The following is an 18,589-nucleotide window of genomic DNA, read 5'->3' on the forward strand; positions in this document are numbered from 1 at the left end:
AGGATGAGCACCATGCAGAACAGTTTGAACACTCGTTCAATGATTTTCACGTTATACGGAGATTACATTCGCCATTACGGCAACGACATATGGATTGGAAGTCTGATCAGACTGTTGAAGGAATTCGGACATAACGAGCAATCCGTACGCGCAGCGATCTCGAGAATGAACAAACAAGGCTGGGTCATAGCGGAACGGAAAGGGAACAAAAGTTATTACCGTTTGACGGAACCTGGTGTGCAAAGAATTGAAGAAGCGGCGAAGAGGATCTTCAAGTTGCAACCGGAAAACTGGGACGGTCAGTGGCGCATGTTCACTTACACGATACCGGAGGAGAAACGAAACATCCGGGATGAGTTGCGGAAGGAACTTGTGTGGAGCGGGTTCGGACTTCTGTCCAACAGCTTTTGGATTTCTCCGAACAAGCAGGAGAAACAATTGAAACAGATGATCGATAAGTATGACATCGAAGATTACGTCCATTTCTTCGTTTCGGAATACAAAGGTCCTCATAAAAGCGAGAAGCTTGTGGAAGAATGCTGGGACTTGAACGACATCAACGAGAAGTATGATGAGTTCATCAAGACGTACAGTCAGAAGTACGTTATGGACAAAAACAAGATTGAAAAAGGCGAGATGACGGATGGAGAGTGTTTCGTCGAGCGTACGAAGCTCGTCCATGAATACCGTAAATTCTTGTTCGTCGACCCAGGTTTGCCTGAAGAGCTTTTACCGAAAAAATGGCTGGGGGATTATGCTGCGAGTCTGTTCAGTGATTATTACAAGGCGCTCGCTCAGCCCGCGAGCCGATTCTTCGAGGACGTATTCAGTGAAGGAAACGAAGTGAAGAACAAGGACAAGAAGTATGACGCGTTGAATCATCCGCTGATCATAGAGAATAACAAATAAGGGACTGACGAAGGTCAGCCCCTTATCTATGAAACTATTTCGTTTATAGCTTAATTTCACCTAAGTTTTCTTTACACTGATTTGAATTACTTTTCAGCAAGGTGTTGTTTCGACGTGGTGGAAAAGTTGGGAAACCAGTATAAGCGCAACTAAGGTTCAATCTGCGCTTACAGCTTGATTTCACCTAAGTTTTCTTTAAACTCTTTGCCCTTTTGCTCGTAAGTGTCGATTGTCAATTGGATGAGCTCCAGGTCTTTGTCCGTGAGTTCGCGGATGACTTTTCCTGGAGAACCCATGACCATAGTACGAGGGGGGATCTTTTTACCTGGAGGAATCAACGTATTTGCACCGATGAATGCCGATTCCCCGATTTCAGCACCATCGAGGATGGTTGCGCCCATGCCGATCAAGGCACCTTTACGAATCGTACATCCATGAAGGATGACGTTATGCCCGACAGAAACCTCGTCTTCCAGGATGAGCGGGTACTCTTCATACAAATGACACGTGCAATTGTCTTGAATATTGCAGCGCTCACCGATGACGATCGGCGCTTCGTCTCCACGGACGACCGTGTTGAACCAAACACTTGAATTTTTGCCGATGGAAACGTCACCTATGATATGTACTCCTGGCGCGATGAAGACGGATTCATCGACTTTCGGATTCTTCCCGTTATATGGATAAAGCATAATAGACCTCCTTGAAAACGTTTTCTAAAGTATAACATATCAGAAGTCGGGAGTTGAACGAGAGGTGATTGACCCGTATCTGGGGTTTACGAACCACTTTTGAGAGGTTACGACCCGTTTCAGGAGGTTTACGAACCACTTCTCGAAGCGATCGACCCGTTTCTGGAGGTTTGCGAACCACTTCTAGAGGAAATCGCTCCACTTCACGATCAATACGAACCACTTGTCGAGGAGATCGAACCACTTCTCCCGATAAATTGTAATTTTCTATAGAAAGGATCTTTCAAAATGAACCGGTTATATGAACTGCTCAACATCCAATATCCGATCATCCAGGGAGGCATGGGGAACGTTTCGAATGCCCCGTTGACTGCAGCAATTTCCGAAGCGGGCGGCCTCGGAACACTCGGAATTGGTACGATGCAACCTGATGAAATTGAAGCGCTCATAAAGGATACAAAGGAACGAACGGACAAGCCGTTCGCCGTGAACATCCCGCTTAGCGTCTCACCTGCGGTCAAAGAAACAGCGATGCTGCTTTTTCAATATGAGGTTCCAGTCGTCGTGCTTTCAGCTGGTAACCCGGCACCGTTCATTCCGAAGTTCAAAGAAAAGGGACTGACGGTCATATGCGTGGTCGCCTCCGTCAAGCATGCGAAAAAAGCGGAACAGGCTGGAGCTGACATCATCGTGGCTGAAGGATACGAAGCGGCTGGTATCAATGCGACGGAAGAATCGACTACGATGACGTTGATTCCTCAGGTCGTGGATGCGGTGGACATTCCGGTCATCGCAGCTGGTGGGATTGGCGATGGCAGAGGACTAGCCGCAGCACTCTCTCTCGGTGCAGCGGGTGTACAAATGGGCACAAGGTTCATCGCCACCCAGGAAGGTGCTTTCCATGAGAACTACAAACAGAAGTTGATGGAAGCGACAGATACGGAAACGACGATTGTCGGGCGATCATATGGTAAAATCCGCAGACTCATGAAAACGCCATACGCACTCGAACTGTTGAAAGACGAAGCTTCTGGTGCTGATGTTGAGAAGTTCGTGCAGAAGACAACAGAAGATTATCATCGCAAAGGCGCAGTTGAGGGTGACTTCGATAAAGGATTCATCAACTCCGGACAGATTGCAGGGCTGATCAAAGACATCCCTACCGCCGAAGAATTGCTTCAGCGTATGGTAAAAGAAGCAAAAGAGACGCTTCGTAAAACGGAAAATTTGCTGTAGACGCGGAATTTTTACCAGGCTATGAAGTCGCTTTAACACTTAAAAGCTTTGGTGCGGAAAAATTTCCTCTTGCCTATATCGGTGAGATTTGTTACAAATATACATTAATTGAACTAATTCTTTTTAACCACTGGAGGTACTTATGGCACAACAAGAGCAATGGACTTCGAAACTCACATTCATTCTAGCAGCTGCCGGCTCTGCAATCGGGCTCGGTGCGATTTGGAAGTTTCCTTATGTCGCAGGTACGAGTGGTGGAGGAGCATTCTTCCTCGTATTCCTACTCTTCACGTTTTTAGTAGGTTTTCCACTTTTACTAGCTGAATTCGTTATTGGACGTAGCACTCAGAAAGAAGCGATCTCTGCCTACCGCTCAATTGCACCAGGTTGGGAATTCATCGGTCGGATTGGTGTTTTCACAGCATTCATCCTATTATCCTTCTACAGTGTGATCGGTGGTTGGATTCTATTATACTTTGGTGCTAGTATTACCGGTTATGTATCGGGTGTCGACAACTATGAACAGTTATTCGGAACGATTATTTCCAACCCTTGGACCGCAGTCGGTTCACAGCTTGCGTTCATTCTCTTGACGATCCTCGTCGTTGCGAAAGGGATTAAAGAAGGGATTGAAAAAGCGAGTAAATGGATGATGCCGGCCTTGTTCGTGCTCTTCATCATCTTGATCGCACGTTCTTTGACACTCGATGGGGCAATGGAAGGGGTCCGTTTCTTCCTGCAACCGGACTTCTCGAAGTTAACGTCTGAAGGCGTCCTGTTCGCACTCGGCCAGTCGTTCTTCTCACTCAGTCTCGGTGTGTCGGTCATGGTCACATACAGTTCTTACCTATCTAAAACAGAAAGCCTTGGAAGATCTGCAACGTCTATCGTTTTCATGAACATCTTCATTACGATCCTGTCTGGACTGGCAATTTTCCCAGCAGTCTTCTCGTTCAATTTCGAGCCGACCGAAGGACCAGGACTGCTGTTCATCGTCTTGCCGTCTGTGTTTGCGGAAATGCCGGGCGGAACCATTTTCTTCATCGTGTTCTTGGCATTGTTCTTGTTCGCAACCTTAACATCTGCGTTCTCGATGCTTGAGATCATCGTCGCTTCGGTTTCGAAGAATTCCAGCCAACGTCGTTCAAAAGCGGCTTGGGTTGTCGGATTGATCATTTTCGGTGTTGGAATTCCATCAGCACTTTCTTACGGCTTACTGGCCGATGTGAAGCTGTTCGACAAAACGATCTTTGATTTAATGGACTACCTTGTGAGTAACATCATGCTTCCGATTGGTGCATTGTTGATCTCCATCTTCGTACCATGGAAAATGAAGCGCGAAGTGTTGGTCGAAGAACTGACGGATGGCAGCAGTCGCGGCAAACAGCTGTTGGCGCTCTGGCTCCTCATGCTGAAGTACTTCGTACCGGTTCTGATCATCATCGTATTCCTGGATGCGCTCGGCGTGTTCGACTTATTATTTGGTTAATCTGAGAGGACTGTCCCTTGATAGGGGCAGTCCTTTTTCTATATGGAGCAGGACTTTTGACCCGAATTCTAAAACCGACCTTCATTTTTCGAAAACCAACCCTCAAATTTCTAAAACGTAGGTTCATTTTTCTAAAATGAACCCTCTTTTTTCTAAAACCAAGCCCACTTTTTCTAAAACCACCCCAAACCGACACCAAAATCGCCCCCGGATTCGAATGTTTTGGTAGGTTTGTAGTACAATATGGATGGACAACTTAGATCAGACAGTGGAAAGGAGACCAAAATCATGCTGAATGGAAAAGTAGCAGTCGTTACAGGAGCTTCAAGAGGAGCAGGGAAAGCAATTGCGACGCGCCTCATGTCAGAAGGCGTCAAGCTTGCAATCATCGGTTCTTCTGAACAAATCCACGAAACAGCCACAGAGCTGAAAGAAAGCGGAGGGGAAGTCCTCAGCCTTCAAGCGGACGTAGCAAACGAACAACAAGTGAAAGAAGCATTCCAGCAAGCGATTGATCAATATGGCAAAATCGACATTCTCGTCAACAATGCAGGAATCGGATTTTTCAAAACGGCAGAAGAAACAACGGTCGAAGAGTGGGACAAGGTGTTCAATGTGAACACGAAAGGCGTCTTCCTTACAACGCGTGAAGTCCTGCCTTCCATGAAGGAAAACCGGTCGGGAACCATCATCACGATCTCATCTGACGTTGGACGAAGAGCGATCGCAAATGGATCGGCTTACACGGCGACAAAATATGCGGTCCAAGGCTTCATCAACTCGGTCGCGCAAGAAGTCCAGGAATACGGTATCCGCATGGGAACGGTGAACCCGGGCGCAATCGACACGTACTTTGCAGGTTCGAATCAAGGTGAAACGCACAAAGAGGATTGGCTGAAGGTCGATGACATCGCTGAAGCGGTATGCTACATGGCATCTGCCGCAAAACATATGGTCGTCGATGAGATTCTGCTCCATCCACTCTCACAAGAATACCCACGCGCATAATAAAAACCATACACCAGGAGATGACCCAGAACGAAAGGATGGGTCATCTTTTTTTACGTAAAAACCCATTCGTACCAGTCCTTCAGCCCTCGACACAACCTGACATTACATTGCTTTTTATTTAACAAAATGATATTATATCGTTAAATAAACGTCATATATTTTACGGATAATACGCTACAAAATGAGAACGCATTTTTTACACATAAAAGGAGGCGGAGAACGAGTGAAACCAGGCATGGAAGTTGGCCAACAGGCTACGATTACAGCAACGGTCACACCAGAAATGTTCGCTCAATTCGAAGGAAACGTCGTACATCCAGCGTACTCGACGGTTTCGATGGTGTACCATATGGAATGGGCGGCGCGTCAGATCATCCTTCCGTATCTAGAGGATCATGAAGAAGGAATCGGTGGGGGAGTAGCTGCCAAACACCTGAATCCGACACCGGAAGGAAGCGAGATCTCGGTGACTGCAACATTACGCGCTATCAAGGGAAAAGCGGTCATTTGTGACTTGGAGGTCCGCAATCAGAAAGAAGTCATCGGTGAAGGGGAAGTTACACAATATATCCTGCCAAGAGAAATGATCCGCGAAAAAATAGAGGCCATGAAGGCATAAGCCTTTTTAAAAAAGATTTTATGAAAGCGTTTACTCGTTTGAAAGTTTGAAAGATTACTAGTATTGGGGGAAGACAACATGTTTGAACGCATAAGTGAACATGAACAATTGCTATTTTGTAATGATGAACACACGGGGTTGAAGGCGATCATCGCCATACATAATACGACGCTAGGGCCAGCACTCGGTGGCTGCCGGATGCGTCCATATAAGACGACGGATGAGGCGATTGAAGACGTCCTCCGTCTATCAAAAGGGATGACGTACAAATGTGCGGCTGCTGATGTGGACTTCGGCGGCGGTAAAGCCGTCATCATCGGCGATCCGTTGAAAGACCGCACACCGGAAATGTTCCGTGCGTTCGGACAGTTTGTCGACTCTCTCAACGGCCGATTCTACACAGGAACGGACATGGGGACGACGCCGAACGATTTCGTCCACGCATTGAAAGAGACGAATTGCATCGTCGGAGTACCGGAAGAGTATGGCGGAAACGGCGATTCTTCCGTACCGACGGCAGAGGGTGTGCTTTATGGACTGAAAGCGACGAACAACGTGCTCTTCGGTTCTGAAGACTTATCTGGTAAAACCTACTCCATCCAAGGATTAGGCAAAGTCGGTTATAAAGTCGCTGAACAACTTCTTGAAGCAGGCGCAGATATCTATGTGACCGATATCAATGAAAAAGCGATCCGTCAAATCGTCGACCAGGCGGAAGTCCTGAAAGGGAATGTTAAAGTCGTCGAAGGAGATGAGATTTACAGTGTCCCTGCGGATGTGTTCGTCCCGTGTGCTTTAGGCGGCATCATCAACGACGAAACAATCGAGCACCTGAAAGTGAAAGCGGTTGTCGGTTCAGCGAACAACCAGCTTTTAAGAGATGAGCATGGTTCTTTCTTACAGGAAAGAGGCATTCTGTATGCACCGGACTACATCGTTAATGCCGGTGGACTCATCCAAGTAGCAGATGAGCTGTACACACCGAACAAAGCGCGTGTGTTGGCGAAAACGAGAGCGATCTATGACACGCTCATGGAAATCTATCAACAATCGAAGGCAGACTCGATTTCAACTGCAGAAGCAGCGAATCAATTCTGTAACAACCGAATCGAAAGCAGACGAAAGCGTAACAGCTTCTTCAGTCATGATAAGCGACCAAAATGGAACGTACGTAACTAAGGAGGGGTCTTATGGAAACGCAATTTCCGATGAAACAGATCTTAAATGAAGATGGAATCGTTGTGAACGCGGAATATGAAAGCCAAATGACAGAGGAACTGACGAAAGAGCTTTATGTCATGATGCTGAGAGCGCGCATGTTCGACCGTAAAAGCGTCAATCTGCAACGTCAGGGGCGTATCGGGACTTATGTGCCATTTGAAGGACAAGAGGCGGCACAAGTCGGTAGTGCACTCGTCCTTGAAGAAGGTGACTGGATGTTCCCGACGTACCGTGATCACGGTGCAACACTAACGTATGGTCACTCTGCGCGAAACCTGTTCTTATATTGGAAAGGGTATCCGATGGGCTGTGTGCCACCGGAAGGAAAGAACATCTTTCCACCAGCGGTACCGATTGCTTCCCAGCTGCTACATGCGACAGGTACAGCTTGGGCGGAACAGTTGAAAGGAACAGACCGCGGCTCGATTGTCTACTTCGGTGATGGAGCGACTTCTGAAGGGGACTTCCATGAAGGGCTCAATTTTGCAAGCGTATTCAATGCACCGGTCGTCTTCTTCAACCAGAACAACGGATTCGCGATTTCCGTACCGACGGAAAAACAAATGAAATCGAAGACGATTGCGCAAAAAGCGGTCGCGTATGATATTCCTGGTGTACGTCTTGACGGAAACGATATCTTCGTCGTCTATTTTGAAACGAAAGCAGCGATGGAACGCGCTCGTCATGGCGAAGGTCCTACATTGATTGAAGCGGTGACCTACCGTTATGGCGCTCACACGACAGCAGATGATCCGAGCAAATACCGTGATCAGGAAGAAAGCAAGCGCAGACGTGAAACGACGGATCCACTTCTACGCCTTGAGCGTTATCTACAAAACAAAGGCTATTTTGAAGAATCATGGAAAGCACAAGTGGAAGAAGACATCACGAAGGAAATCGAAAAAGCGGTTGAGGATATGGAAGCGTTCGGTCCAGCAGAGCCGAACGACATGTTCACCCATGTTTTCAAGACTCCGACTTGGTCTGTCCAGGATCAGTTTGATGCATTCAAGGCTCGCGTAAAGGAGGAAGTATAGATGAGTACAGCGGTAAAAACTCAGAAACTTACGATGGTACAAGCGATCACAGATGCGATGGCGACAATGATGCGTGAGCACGACGACATCCTCGTCCTCGGTGAAGATGTTGGGAAAAACGGAGGCGTATTCCGTGCGACAGACGGGCTTGAAGCTGAATTCGGTGATAAGCGTGTCATCGATACACCTCTTGCAGAATCCGGCATCATCGGCACGTCAATCGGACTTGCGATGAACGGCTTCCGTCCGATTGCTGAAATGCAATTCCTCGGATTCATCTACCCGGCGTTCAACCAGATCATGACGCACGCTTCCCGTATCCGTTCACGGACGCTTGGACATTTTACCGTGCCAATGGTCATTCGTGCGCCGTTCGGAGCAGGTGTAAGAGCACCGGAAATCCACTCGGACAGTGTAGAGGCACTCTTCACGCATATGCCAGGGATTAAGGTCGTCATTCCGTCCAACGCATATGACGCGAAAGGTCTACTGATTGCGAGTATCGAGGACCCGGATCCGGTTCTATTCCTTGAGCCGATGCGTAACTATCGTTCTCACAAACTAGAAGTACCAGAAGAGAAGTACACAGTCGAAATCGGAAAAGGTGCTCGTCTTCAAGAAGGCGACGACATTACTTTGATCGCCTGGGGCGCAATGGTCGACGTGATCAAAAAAGCTGCCAAGGAAATTGAAGAGGAAGAAGGCATCAAGTGTGACGTGCTCGACCTTCGTACACTTTATCCGATGGACCGTGATCTTATTGCCGAATCGGTACAAAAAACAGGACGCGCAGTCATCGTACATGAAGCACCTGGAACAGGCGGAGTCGGGAACGACGTTGTTTCCCTTATCAACGATACATCTTTCTTATACATGCGTTCACCGATCAAGCGTGTGACAGGCCATGATACGCCAGTACCAATGTGCGCCATCGAAGACGAATATCTACCGAACGCAGACCGCGTCAAGCAAGCGATCATCGAAACCGCTCGTTTTTAAAAAGGAGGAAGAAAATGATTGAAGTAAAGCTCCATGACATTGGCGAAGGAATTACAGAAGGGGAGATTACGCATTTTCACGTTTCTCCTGGCGATGCTGTGAAAATCGACCAACCGCTTGTCGAAGTACAGACGGACAAGGTCACAGCAGAACTTCCGTCTCCTGTCGCTGGTACGGTAAAAGAAATCAAAGCATCCGAAGGGGATGTCGTCACGGTCGGCACGACGATCATCCTCATTGAAAAAGAAGGCAGTGTCCCTTCTGACGATGCACCATCAAACGAACCAAAAGCAGAAGAAAAACCGAAGAGTACGCATTCCGAGGAAATGAAACAAAAGCGCACCAATACGGCAGTACAGACGATGGCACGACTGACACGCCGCGTGTTGGCAGCTCCTTATACGCGAAAAATTGCACGAGACAACAGCGTCGATATCGAACAGGTTGAAGGTACAGGACCTGGTGGTCGTGTGACCGAAGAGGATGTCTACAACTTTATCGACGGAGGCAGCGAGCCGCAAACGCAAGCTGAGCCTGTAGCCGAAGAAACGAGTACCACGCCTGATGCTCAACCGGTCTACAAGTCGATGGAAGCGAAAGAGATTCCGTTCAAAGGCCGTCGTAAACAGATCGCTCAGAAGATGACGCAATCGTTGTATACGATTCCGCACGTCTCTCATTTTGACGAAGTAGACCTTACGAATCTATTAGAATTGAAAAAATCTCTGAAAGCAGCAGATCCAGACGGTTCAAAAGGTATGAACGTATCCCTTGCAGCCTTTTTCGTCAAAGCGATCCAGCTCGCGATGCGCGACTATCCGATCTTCAATGCAAAGCTCGATGAAGAGAACGAAGTCATCCGCTTAGAAGGCGAAGTGAACATGGGGCTCGCAACGGATGCCGATGATGGCTTGATCGTTCCTGTCGTGAAAAACGTGGAACAAAAGTCGATCGCGACAATCAACCGTGAAATGAAAGAGTTGATTCAAAAGGCGAAGACGAACAAGCTGAAGCCATCTGACATGAAAGGTGGAACGTTCACGATCAGTAACGTCGGCCCACTCGGCAGTACGGGTGCGACACCGATCATCAACCATCCTGAAGTCGGCTTGATGGCGTTCCATAAGACGAAGAAGATGCCGGTCGTCATCAATGATGAAATCGTCATTCGTTCAATCATGAACGTGTCGATGACATTCGACCATCGTGTAGCGGATGGTGCAACAGCTGTTGCGTTCACGAATCGTTTTATGCACTATATTGAAAACCCTGCAGCAATGACATTGGAGCTGATATAGATGGTAGTTGGCGAAGTAATCCAAGAGCGTGAGCTGATCATCGTCGGTGGCGGACCTGGTGGTTACAATGCTGCCATCCGTGCCGCTCAGCTCGGAATCGAAGTGACGCTGGTTGAAAAAGGAGAGCTCGGAGGAATCTGCTTAAGCAAAGGCTGTATTCCTTCCAAGCTTTTCGCACATACTGCTGGCAAACTTTCCGATTGGAAGCATATGGAGCAGATCGGAATCGAAGCAGGTGAGCCTACTTTTAACATGGAGCAACACCAAAAGTATATGGCACAAACTGTTTCAGGATTGCAGAAAGGTGTAGAAGCACTCTGCAAAGCGAATAAGATTGAGGTCATCAACGGTTCAGGTTCCTTCATGACAGGAAATCGAATCGGTGTAGAGTCGGGCGACACGTTCGAAATATACAAGTACGAGAAAGCAATCGTTGCGACAGGAGCTTCCGTCTATGTGCCAGAAGGAATCGATCTGAGTGCGGAACGTGTATACTCCGCTCAGAACATCTACTCTCTTGAAGAGGTACCTGAACATCTCGTCATTTATGGTTCTGATTACATTGCATTGGAAGCTGCAACAAGCTTCAATGCATTAGGCGCGAAAGTGACGATCGTACTTGATGAGGAAAGTGACTTTGGTTTTGACGCAGATCTTAACAAAGAGTTGAACCGAGTATTGAAAAAGTCCAAAGTGAAGGTCGTCAAAGACAGCAGTCTGGAATCAGTGGAATCAAATGGAGATCACGTCACACTGCACCTCGTAAAAGGGGAGGAAAAAGTGACGGTGGAAGGTAGTCACCTACTGATTTCCACAGGGTTCAGACCGAACACGAAGGAATTAGGTCTAGATGCACTGAAGGTTGAAACAGATGACAACGGATTCCTCGTTGTGAACGAGTACAGCGAAACGAATGAAACAGGGCTGTATGCAGTTGGGGACGTGACGATCGGACCTGCCCTTGCTGTTAAAGCGATCAAACAAGGAAAAGTGGCAGCTGAACACGCAGCTGGTCAATCCACTGAGCTCAATCTCCGTTACATTCCGACAGTCGTGCACACGTCGACTCCGATCGCATTTGCAGGTTTGACTGAAGAGGAAGCAGTGGCAGAAGGATTTGAAGTAACGACAGGTCAATTCTCGATGTCTGGAAATGGATTTGCGAGCATCACCGGTAAAAAAGAAGGCCTCGTCAAGATCGTCAAAGACAGCAAGACGGATCTTTTGCTCGGAGTGCATATGATTGGCCAAGGAGCCGTTGAAATGATTTCGTCCGGTGTGACCGCATTAGAAATGGCAGCGAGAGAGGAAGATATGCTGTATCCATTCTATCCACACCCAAGTTTCAATGAAGGCTGGTTGGAAGCGCTCGAAAGCATGACCGGAACAGCTATCCACGTACCGCCGAATAAACAACAGAAAAAGGACGCTCAACCCGTAGGATGAGTAAAAGGAGGTCTGACACTTGGTCAGACCTCCTTTTTAAGTGTAATGCACAATCAGGAAGAGCTCGCATGTCTCTTCCGATTGGTTCACATACGTATGCTCGTAATCCGCAGAGAACCGGAATGCATCTCCTGCTTTCAACAGGTGTTCAGCCTCGGCGACCATAACGGTCATTTCCCCGCTATGTAAAAACAGATATTCTTCCACACCATGGATATGAGCGGGACTCGTGTATTCACATCCTGGTTTTAAAGAAACGGAATACACCTCGAAATTCCGCTTCGGTTCAGTCGGAAACAGCGTGTGGACGAGATAGCGTCCATCATCTTCAAGTAACGGTTCAATCTCAGAAATGTTGACCTTCGAAAACTTCGGCTGTTCTTCCTCAACGAATGAAGAAAACGCAACACCGAGTCCGGTCGCAATTTTCCAGAGTGTGCTGACGGTTGGACTGGAAGTACCTCTTTCGATTTGTCCGAGCATCGCTTTGCTCACCTGTGTTATTCTCGATAGTTCATCCAGGCTTAACTTGCGCTCAGCACGGATCGCTTTAATTTTATCACCGATCATTCGATTTACTTCATGTGACATTTATTAAATTCTCCTTGACTAGATATATGCTATAACATACAATACATACAATATATCATACATAACATCATTCACACAAAATTCTGGAAGGCAGGGAAACCTATGAATACCGCTTTGGCACAGCGTTTGACAACATCGTTATTTAAGCAGGGATTCCAGAAGGGGAGCAGTATCGCCATCGGGTATATGCCGGTTGCTTTTACATTCGGTCTATTGGCGAAAAGTTCCGGGCTCAATCTGTTCGAGACGGTCAGCATGAGTGTGTTCGTTTTTGCCGGGGCCGCTCAATACATCTCGCTCACCCTTTTTGCAGCTGGTATCGGCGGTTTTGAAATCATACTGACTACGTTCATCGTCAACATCCGTCACCTGTTGATGAGTGCTTCAATCGGTGAAAAATCGGCCAATGAACCAAAGTGGAAAAAGGCACTGTACAGCTTTTTCATAACCGATGAAACCTTTACCCTCGCGTCTCTGGAGAAAGGGAAGGTTCAATCCGCCTTCATGATCGGGCTTGGGTTGGTCGTCTGGACCAGCTGGGTTTCGTTTTCTGCAATCGGTTATCTGATTGGTGCGGGACTGCCATCCATCCTGCAAGATAGTATGGGCATCGCATTATATGCCTTGTTCATCGGGCTTCTCGTACCAAGCGCACGGAAATCGATGAAAGTCGTCTTGTTAGCTGCAATTGCAGCCTTGTTGAATAGTATTCTAACGTTCACAACAGAAATGTCAACGGGCTGGACGATCATCTTATCGACATCTGTCGCTGCGGTCGTCATTGAACTCGTTTGGAAAGGGGAGAAGGTCGATGAATAGCACGTATATATGGATCATTCTCGGTATGGCGATCGTCACTTATATCCCACGGATGTTACCGCTCGTCGCTTTCCAGACGGATTCAATTCCTCCATTCCTGAGAGGGGTATTGAAGAACGTTCCTTACGCGATTTTAGGGGCATTGATTTTCCCGGGAATCCTGGTCTTCAACGAAAATCTTTGGATGGGGATTGTCGGAGCACTGACTGCGTTTGTTGCAGCTTATTTCGGGGCTAGTCTGATCGTTATCGTCATCTGCTCAGTAGGCGTGTTATGTACGCTCAGCTTGCTGTTCACTTAACAATAACTTAACTTTCCAAACACTGGAGAAGAATGTTATATTGATTTTACTCCCATATTTGAGGTGACTGAGATGGCAACAACAATGAATGCTTTTTTTAATGTAAAAGAAACCATCACCACGTTCATGGGAGCTAAAGGGAATATAAAGCGTTTTCAAAAGAGCTGATTAGAGGCTCTTTTTTTCTTTTTGTTTCCCAGACTGATAAAATGGGAAAAATAGCTAAGAAAACTTCAAAAAAGGACAGGATACTATGAAATTAATCGCAATCGATATGGACGGAACACTTGTCAATAATAATACAACGATCAATGAGGAGAATGTTGAAGCGATCAAAAAAGCGCAGGCGGCGGGCATTCATGTTGTCGTAGCTACTGGACGCTCTTTTGAAGAGGCGGTCAATCCAGTTGAAGAAGCCGGATTGAATCTCCCGATCATCGCGATCAACGGAGCGCAATTTCGAAATAAAGAAGGCGAAATCAAAAACAGCATCACGCTCTCCAAAGAGACGTACTATAAAGTAGATGAGTTGCTGAACCATTACTCCATGTACTATGAGTTATATACGAATAAAGGGACGTACAGCAACGATTTGGAAATGGCAATCGATATCATCGTCGACATCATTAAGAGTGCGAACCCAGAAGTGACGGACTCTCATGCACATAAACTGGCGGACTACCGAGTGAAAAATGGCCGCATTCACTATACTGAAGATTACCATGATATCGTGAAGGATCCTGAGGTGGAAATCTACAAACTGTTGAGCTTCTCACGGAATGAGAAGAATCGAACAGATGCGATGAATGATTTCCTTACATTCAATGATTTAGCGGTGAGCCGTTCTGCAGAAGCGAATATTGAGATTACACACCGTGATGCACAGAAAGGGATCGCAGTGAAAAACTATGCAGATGAACTCGGCATTCCGATGAAAGAGGTCATGGCGATAGGTGATAATTACAACGATGTTTCCATGTTCGAGCTCGCTGGTATCAGTGTGGCGATGGGGAACGCGGAGGAAGACATCAAGCGGCTTTGTTCCTTTACGACGAAAACGAATGATGAAAGCGGCGTAGCTCATGCCATTCATACGTTCATGCGAAAAATTGAAGTGAGTAAATGATATAGGGGACTGACCTTTTCGTGTAGAGGTCAGTCTTTCTTTTGATACAGAAGAAGAGAATTGATGTAATAATGCAGTAGAATGAACAGAATATGTTCTGGAATGACCAGAAAAAGCTTCGAAATGACCAGAAAACCTACAAGGATGAACAGAAAACCTACAAGGGTGACCAGAAAACAACAAAAAAGAGCCGAACCAAAGCTTCATATGCTTTTGGTTCAGGCTCCTTTCGACTTTATACGATTCTTTTTCGGATTGCGGTACTAATATAGTCGATGATGCTTACGAATATGATGATGACGAGCAAGATCATACCGACTTCATCCCAGTTACGGTTACGGGATGAAATGACGAGAAGCGTACCGATACCACCGGCGCCGATGATTCCAAGAATGGAGGAAGCACGGACATCGATTTCGAATCGATAAATCGCATAAGACAAGAATTCAGGAATGACCTGCGGCATGATGCCGTAGAAGAAAATCTGGATCTTGTTTGCCCCGTTGGCTTCCATCGCTTCAACGACATGCATATCAATCGACTCGATGACTTCAGAGTACAATTTCCCGAGCATTCCGACCGAGTGGATTGCAATCGCAAGGACACCGGCAAAAGCACCTGGTCCGATCGCAACGACGAAAATCAATGCAAGCAAGATTTCCGGGAACGTCCGGTCAGCATTCAAAATCCATTTTCCCATCGTATTCAGGAATGGATTACGGTTGATGTTCGATGCTGCAAAAAATCCGAATGGAACGGCTAGGATCGCTGCCATAAATGAGCCTGTGAAAGCGATGAACAACGTTTCCATCATGTAGTTCAGCACTTTTTCCGCAAATGTGAAGTCTGGATTGAACAGCTTCGGTATGACACGGTCAAAGTTCGCGATTGTCCGCTCACTGAAAATACGACCCCACGGGATTTCAATCGTAGCGAATGCCCAGATATACAAAGCGAGCAAACCGATACCAATCCCGATGTTACGAACCAGTTTAGTAGGACTTTTCTGTGGTTTAGGAGGTACTGTGATGTTGTTCATTAGACAAGTCGCCCCCTTAACTTGTTACTGATATAGTCGATGATGACAACGACTACGAACGTTATGACGATGATCGTACTGACATTCTGATAGCTCAGGAAGTTGATTTGCTGGCGGAGGATCAAACCTATTCCACCTGCACCGACGAACCCGAGGACGACAGAAGCCCGTACGTTGATTTCAAACACATAAAGCGTGAACGATACGAACTGAGGCAACACTTGAGGTACGACAGCATACCAAATCACCTGTAGGGTGTTACCACCAGATGCCCGAATCGCTTCCAAAGGATTCATATCGATTGATTCAATCGTTTCACTGATCAACTTCGCAAGGATTCCGAGTGAAAAGATGATCAATGCGAGAATCCCTGAAAATACCCCGATTCCGAACAAACCAACGAACACAACCGCCAGAATGAGTTCTGGAATCGTACGCATGATGTTCAAGAACATCTTCGTAAAGTTGTACAAAAACTTATTATGGACAATGTTGTTAGCAGCCAAAAGACTGAACGGTATACATAAAATACCAGCGATTGTCGTTGCAATCAGTGCCATTTTCACAGTTTCCATCAGCTTATCCCATACGACACCTGTATAGGCCCAGTTAGGAGGGAAGAGCTGAACGACCATGACCCAAACATTTTCAAAGAACTCAGCGTTGAAACGGAGTACTGAAGAATTGGTCATGACAGAACTGAAGATATAAAGTCCGAGTACGACGAGCATGATCAGATTCATCCGAAGTTTCGCTTTACCGGAAACAAGGCCGGAAGGAACGTTTGTATTAAGGGGTTTGCTCATTGTCGTCCTTCCCCCCTCGAATATCATCCTCTTTAATCGGTCGGCCGTAAATTTCTTCGAATGTTTGCTCATTCACTTCGCTCGCTGGACCATCAAATACGATTTCTCCAGAGCGCATACCGATGATGCGATCCGCATATTCCATCGCCATATCAATGAAGTGCAAGTTGACAATAGTCGTGATGTTATCTTCACGGTTGATTTTCTTCAAGTATTTCATGACCTGGTGAGAGGTTGGAGGGTCAAGACTCGCTACAGGCTCATCCGCCAATACGACAGACGGTTGCTGAGTCAATACGCGTGCGATCGATACCCTTTGCTGTTGTCCGCCACTCAATTGATCTGCACGAGAATAGAGCTTTTCTTCAATATTGACACGCTTCAAGCTTTCATAAGCCAAAGCCATATCTTCTTTCTTGTAGAGGTTCAGGATACTTCTCAACGTACCTGTATGCCCTAAGCGACCTGAAATGACGTTCTTCATGACGGTCGAACGTTTGACGAGATTATAGTTTTGGAAGATCATACCGACTTTTGTACGAAGTTTCCGTAGATCATTTCCTTTATACTTCAGTATGTTTTCATCCTCAACAAGCAATTCACCATGTGTCGGTGTTACCATACGGTTGATGCTACGAATGAACGTGGATTTACCTGCACCGGACAAGCCGACGATGACGACAAATTCACCTTCATTGATCTTGACATTCACATCTTTCAAACCTTGGGTGCCATTTGGATATACGAGTGATAAATCTTTGAATTCGATCATACTTACTCCCCTAACAAAAATGAATATTTAGTAGTTACAGAGGTGCAATTTCTCTACTTTTGAAATAGTTTTAAATTGCATTTTTGTAGAAAAAAAGGGAGAAGGCTAGCTTCCCCCAGGTCTTCAATCATCATAAATCTTCAATTCTATTAATTCTATTAATCAAGTGAAATTGAATCTTTGAACTTCTCATAAGTGTCACGAACAACGTCGTATTCGCTGTCGTCTGCTTCAATGATCGCATCCCAGCTGTATACTTCGTTCATGACTTTGATCATTTCTTCGTCTTCATTGAATGATAGGAATGTTTCTTTGACTTTCTTTTGCATGTCGTCAGAAAGGTCTTTTGATACGGAAATGGTGTCGTTTGGAATTTCAGCAGTATATTCTACTACTTTCAGCTTTTCCATTACGTCTGGATAGTCTTCTTCAATCGTAGAGCGTGCATCGTCAAATGTTGTAGCAACATCTGCATCCCCTTCGTAAACAGCGATCAACGCGTTGTCATGTCCACCTGCTTCAATCGTGTTGCTGAAGAAACCAGATTGAACATCTTCTACATTGAACTTATCCATGATTTGAGCTGCTGGGAACAAGAACCCACTAGTAGATGTCAGGTCAGGAATCGCCCAAGCTTTTCCTTCCATGTCTTCAAGCGTTTCAATGTCAGAGTCTGCACGGACAACATATTGTGCTTTGTAAGTTCCGCTGCCATAACGCTCAGACTTCAAAATTACTTCTACACCGTGCTTTTCATTTGCAAGAACGTAACCGAAAGCAGGTAGGAAACCGATTTGTACCTGATTGCTTCCCATTGCTTCAACAAGTGCTGAATAGCTCGTCATGACCTGTCCTTCAACTTCAACGCCGAGCTCCTCGCTCAACTTGTCTGCAAGTGGCTTGACCGTGTCAGCAATTTCATCAGAGTCTTGAGATGGTACGAATCCCATCACGAGCTTTTCTGGATCGCCTCCGTCTTTTGAATCACCAGAACCAGAGTCACTGCTTGTACCGCATGCAGTCAACCCGACTACGAGAAGAGCCGCAAACAAAAGTGCAAAAACCTTTTTCATTCCTATTTCCCCCCAAAAAGTTTAGAAAATTTAAAAACAACAACTATATTATCCTATAATTCTACAAACTTTTCCATACTCATTTACAAATTCTTTATTATATTT

At 46.2% G+C, this 18,589-nt stretch carries 19 protein-coding genes; 13 read left to right on the plus strand and 6 right to left on the minus strand.

From position 1 onward, the window contains the following. Window positions 1-12 precede the first annotated feature (12 nt). Window positions 13-909, plus strand: coding sequence for a phenylacetic acid degradation operon negative regulatory protein PaaX (gene paaX / locus ACSVDE_RS00760; protein ID WP_439299051.1), 897 nt, complete (start codon window positions 13-15; stop codon window positions 907-909). 167 nt (window positions 910-1,076) lie between these two features. Here the strand turns inward: paaX and ACSVDE_RS00765 are convergent, their stop codons facing one another. Further along, a complete protein-coding gene (locus ACSVDE_RS00765; RefSeq protein WP_439299052.1) occupies window positions 1,077-1,601 on the minus strand; it encodes a gamma carbonic anhydrase family protein in 525 nt (174 codons plus the stop codon). A gap of 288 nt (window positions 1,602-1,889) precedes the next feature. Here ACSVDE_RS00765 and ACSVDE_RS00770 point away from each other — a divergent pair, with 288 nt between their 5' ends. From ACSVDE_RS00770 to lpdA, 9 genes are all read left to right on the plus strand, one after another. Further along, window positions 1,890-2,837, plus strand: a complete 948-nt coding sequence (locus ACSVDE_RS00770) for an NAD(P)H-dependent flavin oxidoreductase (RefSeq protein ID WP_439299053.1) — start codon at window positions 1,890-1,892, stop codon at window positions 2,835-2,837. A 142-nt stretch (window positions 2,838-2,979) separates the two neighbouring features. Continuing rightward, entirely contained in the window at window positions 2,980-4,326 is a 1,347-nt protein-coding gene (locus tag ACSVDE_RS00775; RefSeq protein ID WP_439299054.1) for a sodium-dependent transporter, read from the plus strand. A 288-nt stretch (window positions 4,327-4,614) separates the two neighbouring features. Continuing rightward, a complete protein-coding gene (locus ACSVDE_RS00780) occupies window positions 4,615-5,334 on the plus strand; it encodes an SDR family oxidoreductase (RefSeq protein WP_439299055.1) in 720 nt (239 codons plus the stop codon). A 226-nt stretch (window positions 5,335-5,560) separates the two neighbouring features. Continuing rightward, on the plus strand, window positions 5,561-5,956 hold the full coding sequence (locus ACSVDE_RS00785) for a thioesterase family protein (protein WP_439299056.1): 396 nt from the start codon (window positions 5,561-5,563) through the stop codon (window positions 5,954-5,956). A gap of 78 nt (window positions 5,957-6,034) precedes the next feature. Next, window positions 6,035-7,135, plus strand: coding sequence for a Glu/Leu/Phe/Val dehydrogenase dimerization domain-containing protein (locus tag ACSVDE_RS00790; protein WP_439299057.1), 1,101 nt, complete (start codon window positions 6,035-6,037; stop codon window positions 7,133-7,135). An 11-nt stretch (window positions 7,136-7,146) separates the two neighbouring features. Next, window positions 7,147-8,214 carry a pyruvate dehydrogenase (acetyl-transferring) E1 component subunit alpha gene (pdhA, locus tag ACSVDE_RS00795; RefSeq protein WP_439299058.1) on the plus strand — a complete coding sequence of 356 codons (1,068 nt, stop codon included), beginning with the start codon at window positions 7,147-7,149 and terminating at the stop codon, window positions 8,212-8,214. Next, window positions 8,215-9,213 (plus strand): alpha-ketoacid dehydrogenase subunit beta, encoded by a 999-nt coding sequence (locus ACSVDE_RS00800; protein WP_439299059.1) that lies wholly within the window; start codon window positions 8,215-8,217, stop codon window positions 9,211-9,213. It begins immediately after the preceding gene. Between the two features lie 14 nt (window positions 9,214-9,227). Next, window positions 9,228-10,511 (plus strand): dihydrolipoamide acetyltransferase family protein, encoded by a 1,284-nt coding sequence (locus ACSVDE_RS00805; RefSeq protein ID WP_439299060.1) that lies wholly within the window; start codon window positions 9,228-9,230, stop codon window positions 10,509-10,511. Further along, window positions 10,512-11,957 (plus strand): dihydrolipoyl dehydrogenase, encoded by a 1,446-nt coding sequence (gene lpdA / locus ACSVDE_RS00810; protein WP_439299061.1) that lies wholly within the window; start codon window positions 10,512-10,514, stop codon window positions 11,955-11,957. 36 nt (window positions 11,958-11,993) lie between these two features. Here the strand turns inward: lpdA and ACSVDE_RS00815 are convergent, their stop codons facing one another. Then, on the minus strand, window positions 11,994-12,548 hold the full coding sequence (locus ACSVDE_RS00815; RefSeq protein WP_439299062.1) for a helix-turn-helix domain-containing protein: 555 nt from the start codon (window positions 12,546-12,548) through the stop codon (window positions 11,994-11,996). A 102-nt stretch (window positions 12,549-12,650) separates the two neighbouring features. Here ACSVDE_RS00815 and ACSVDE_RS00820 point away from each other — a divergent pair, with 102 nt between their 5' ends. From ACSVDE_RS00820 to ACSVDE_RS00830, 3 genes are all read left to right on the plus strand, one after another. Then, window positions 12,651-13,367, plus strand: a complete 717-nt coding sequence (locus tag ACSVDE_RS00820; protein ID WP_439299063.1) for an AzlC family ABC transporter permease — start codon at window positions 12,651-12,653, stop codon at window positions 13,365-13,367. After that, window positions 13,360-13,668: an AzlD domain-containing protein gene (locus ACSVDE_RS00825; protein ID WP_439299064.1), complete on the plus strand. Its 309-nt coding sequence runs from the start codon at window positions 13,360-13,362 to the stop codon at window positions 13,666-13,668. The genes ACSVDE_RS00820 and ACSVDE_RS00825 overlap by 8 nt, the downstream gene beginning before the upstream one ends. A 253-nt stretch (window positions 13,669-13,921) precedes the next feature. Beyond that, window positions 13,922-14,794, plus strand: a complete 873-nt coding sequence (locus tag ACSVDE_RS00830; RefSeq protein WP_439299065.1) for a Cof-type HAD-IIB family hydrolase — start codon at window positions 13,922-13,924, stop codon at window positions 14,792-14,794. A 235-nt stretch (window positions 14,795-15,029) separates the two neighbouring features. On the opposite strand, the gene phnE (ACSVDE_RS00835) is transcribed toward ACSVDE_RS00830, so the two are convergent. From phnE (ACSVDE_RS00835) to ACSVDE_RS00850, 4 genes are all read right to left on the minus strand, one after another. Next, the gene (gene phnE, locus ACSVDE_RS00835; protein ID WP_439299066.1) at window positions 15,030-15,833 is read right to left on the minus strand and encodes a phosphonate ABC transporter, permease protein PhnE; all 804 of its coding nucleotides are present in this window, start codon (window positions 15,831-15,833) and stop codon (window positions 15,030-15,032) included. Next, entirely contained in the window at window positions 15,833-16,639 is an 807-nt protein-coding gene (gene phnE / locus ACSVDE_RS00840; RefSeq protein ID WP_439299067.1) for a phosphonate ABC transporter, permease protein PhnE, read from the minus strand. The genes phnE (ACSVDE_RS00835) and phnE (ACSVDE_RS00840) overlap by 1 nt, the downstream gene beginning before the upstream one ends. Beyond that, the gene (gene phnC, locus ACSVDE_RS00845; protein ID WP_439299068.1) at window positions 16,623-17,411 is read right to left on the minus strand and encodes a phosphonate ABC transporter ATP-binding protein; all 789 of its coding nucleotides are present in this window, start codon (window positions 17,409-17,411) and stop codon (window positions 16,623-16,625) included. Before phnC ends, phnE (ACSVDE_RS00840) begins: the two co-directional genes overlap by 17 nt. A 158-nt stretch (window positions 17,412-17,569) precedes the next feature. Next, entirely contained in the window at window positions 17,570-18,484 is a 915-nt protein-coding gene (locus tag ACSVDE_RS00850) for a phosphate/phosphite/phosphonate ABC transporter substrate-binding protein (protein ID WP_439299069.1), read from the minus strand. Window positions 18,485-18,589: the final 105 nt, after the last annotated feature.

The sequence above is a fragment of the Pseudalkalibacillus sp. Hm43 genome (assembly GCF_051842935.1).
Classification (GTDB): Bacteria; Bacillota; Bacilli; order Bacillales; family Fictibacillaceae; genus Pseudalkalibacillus.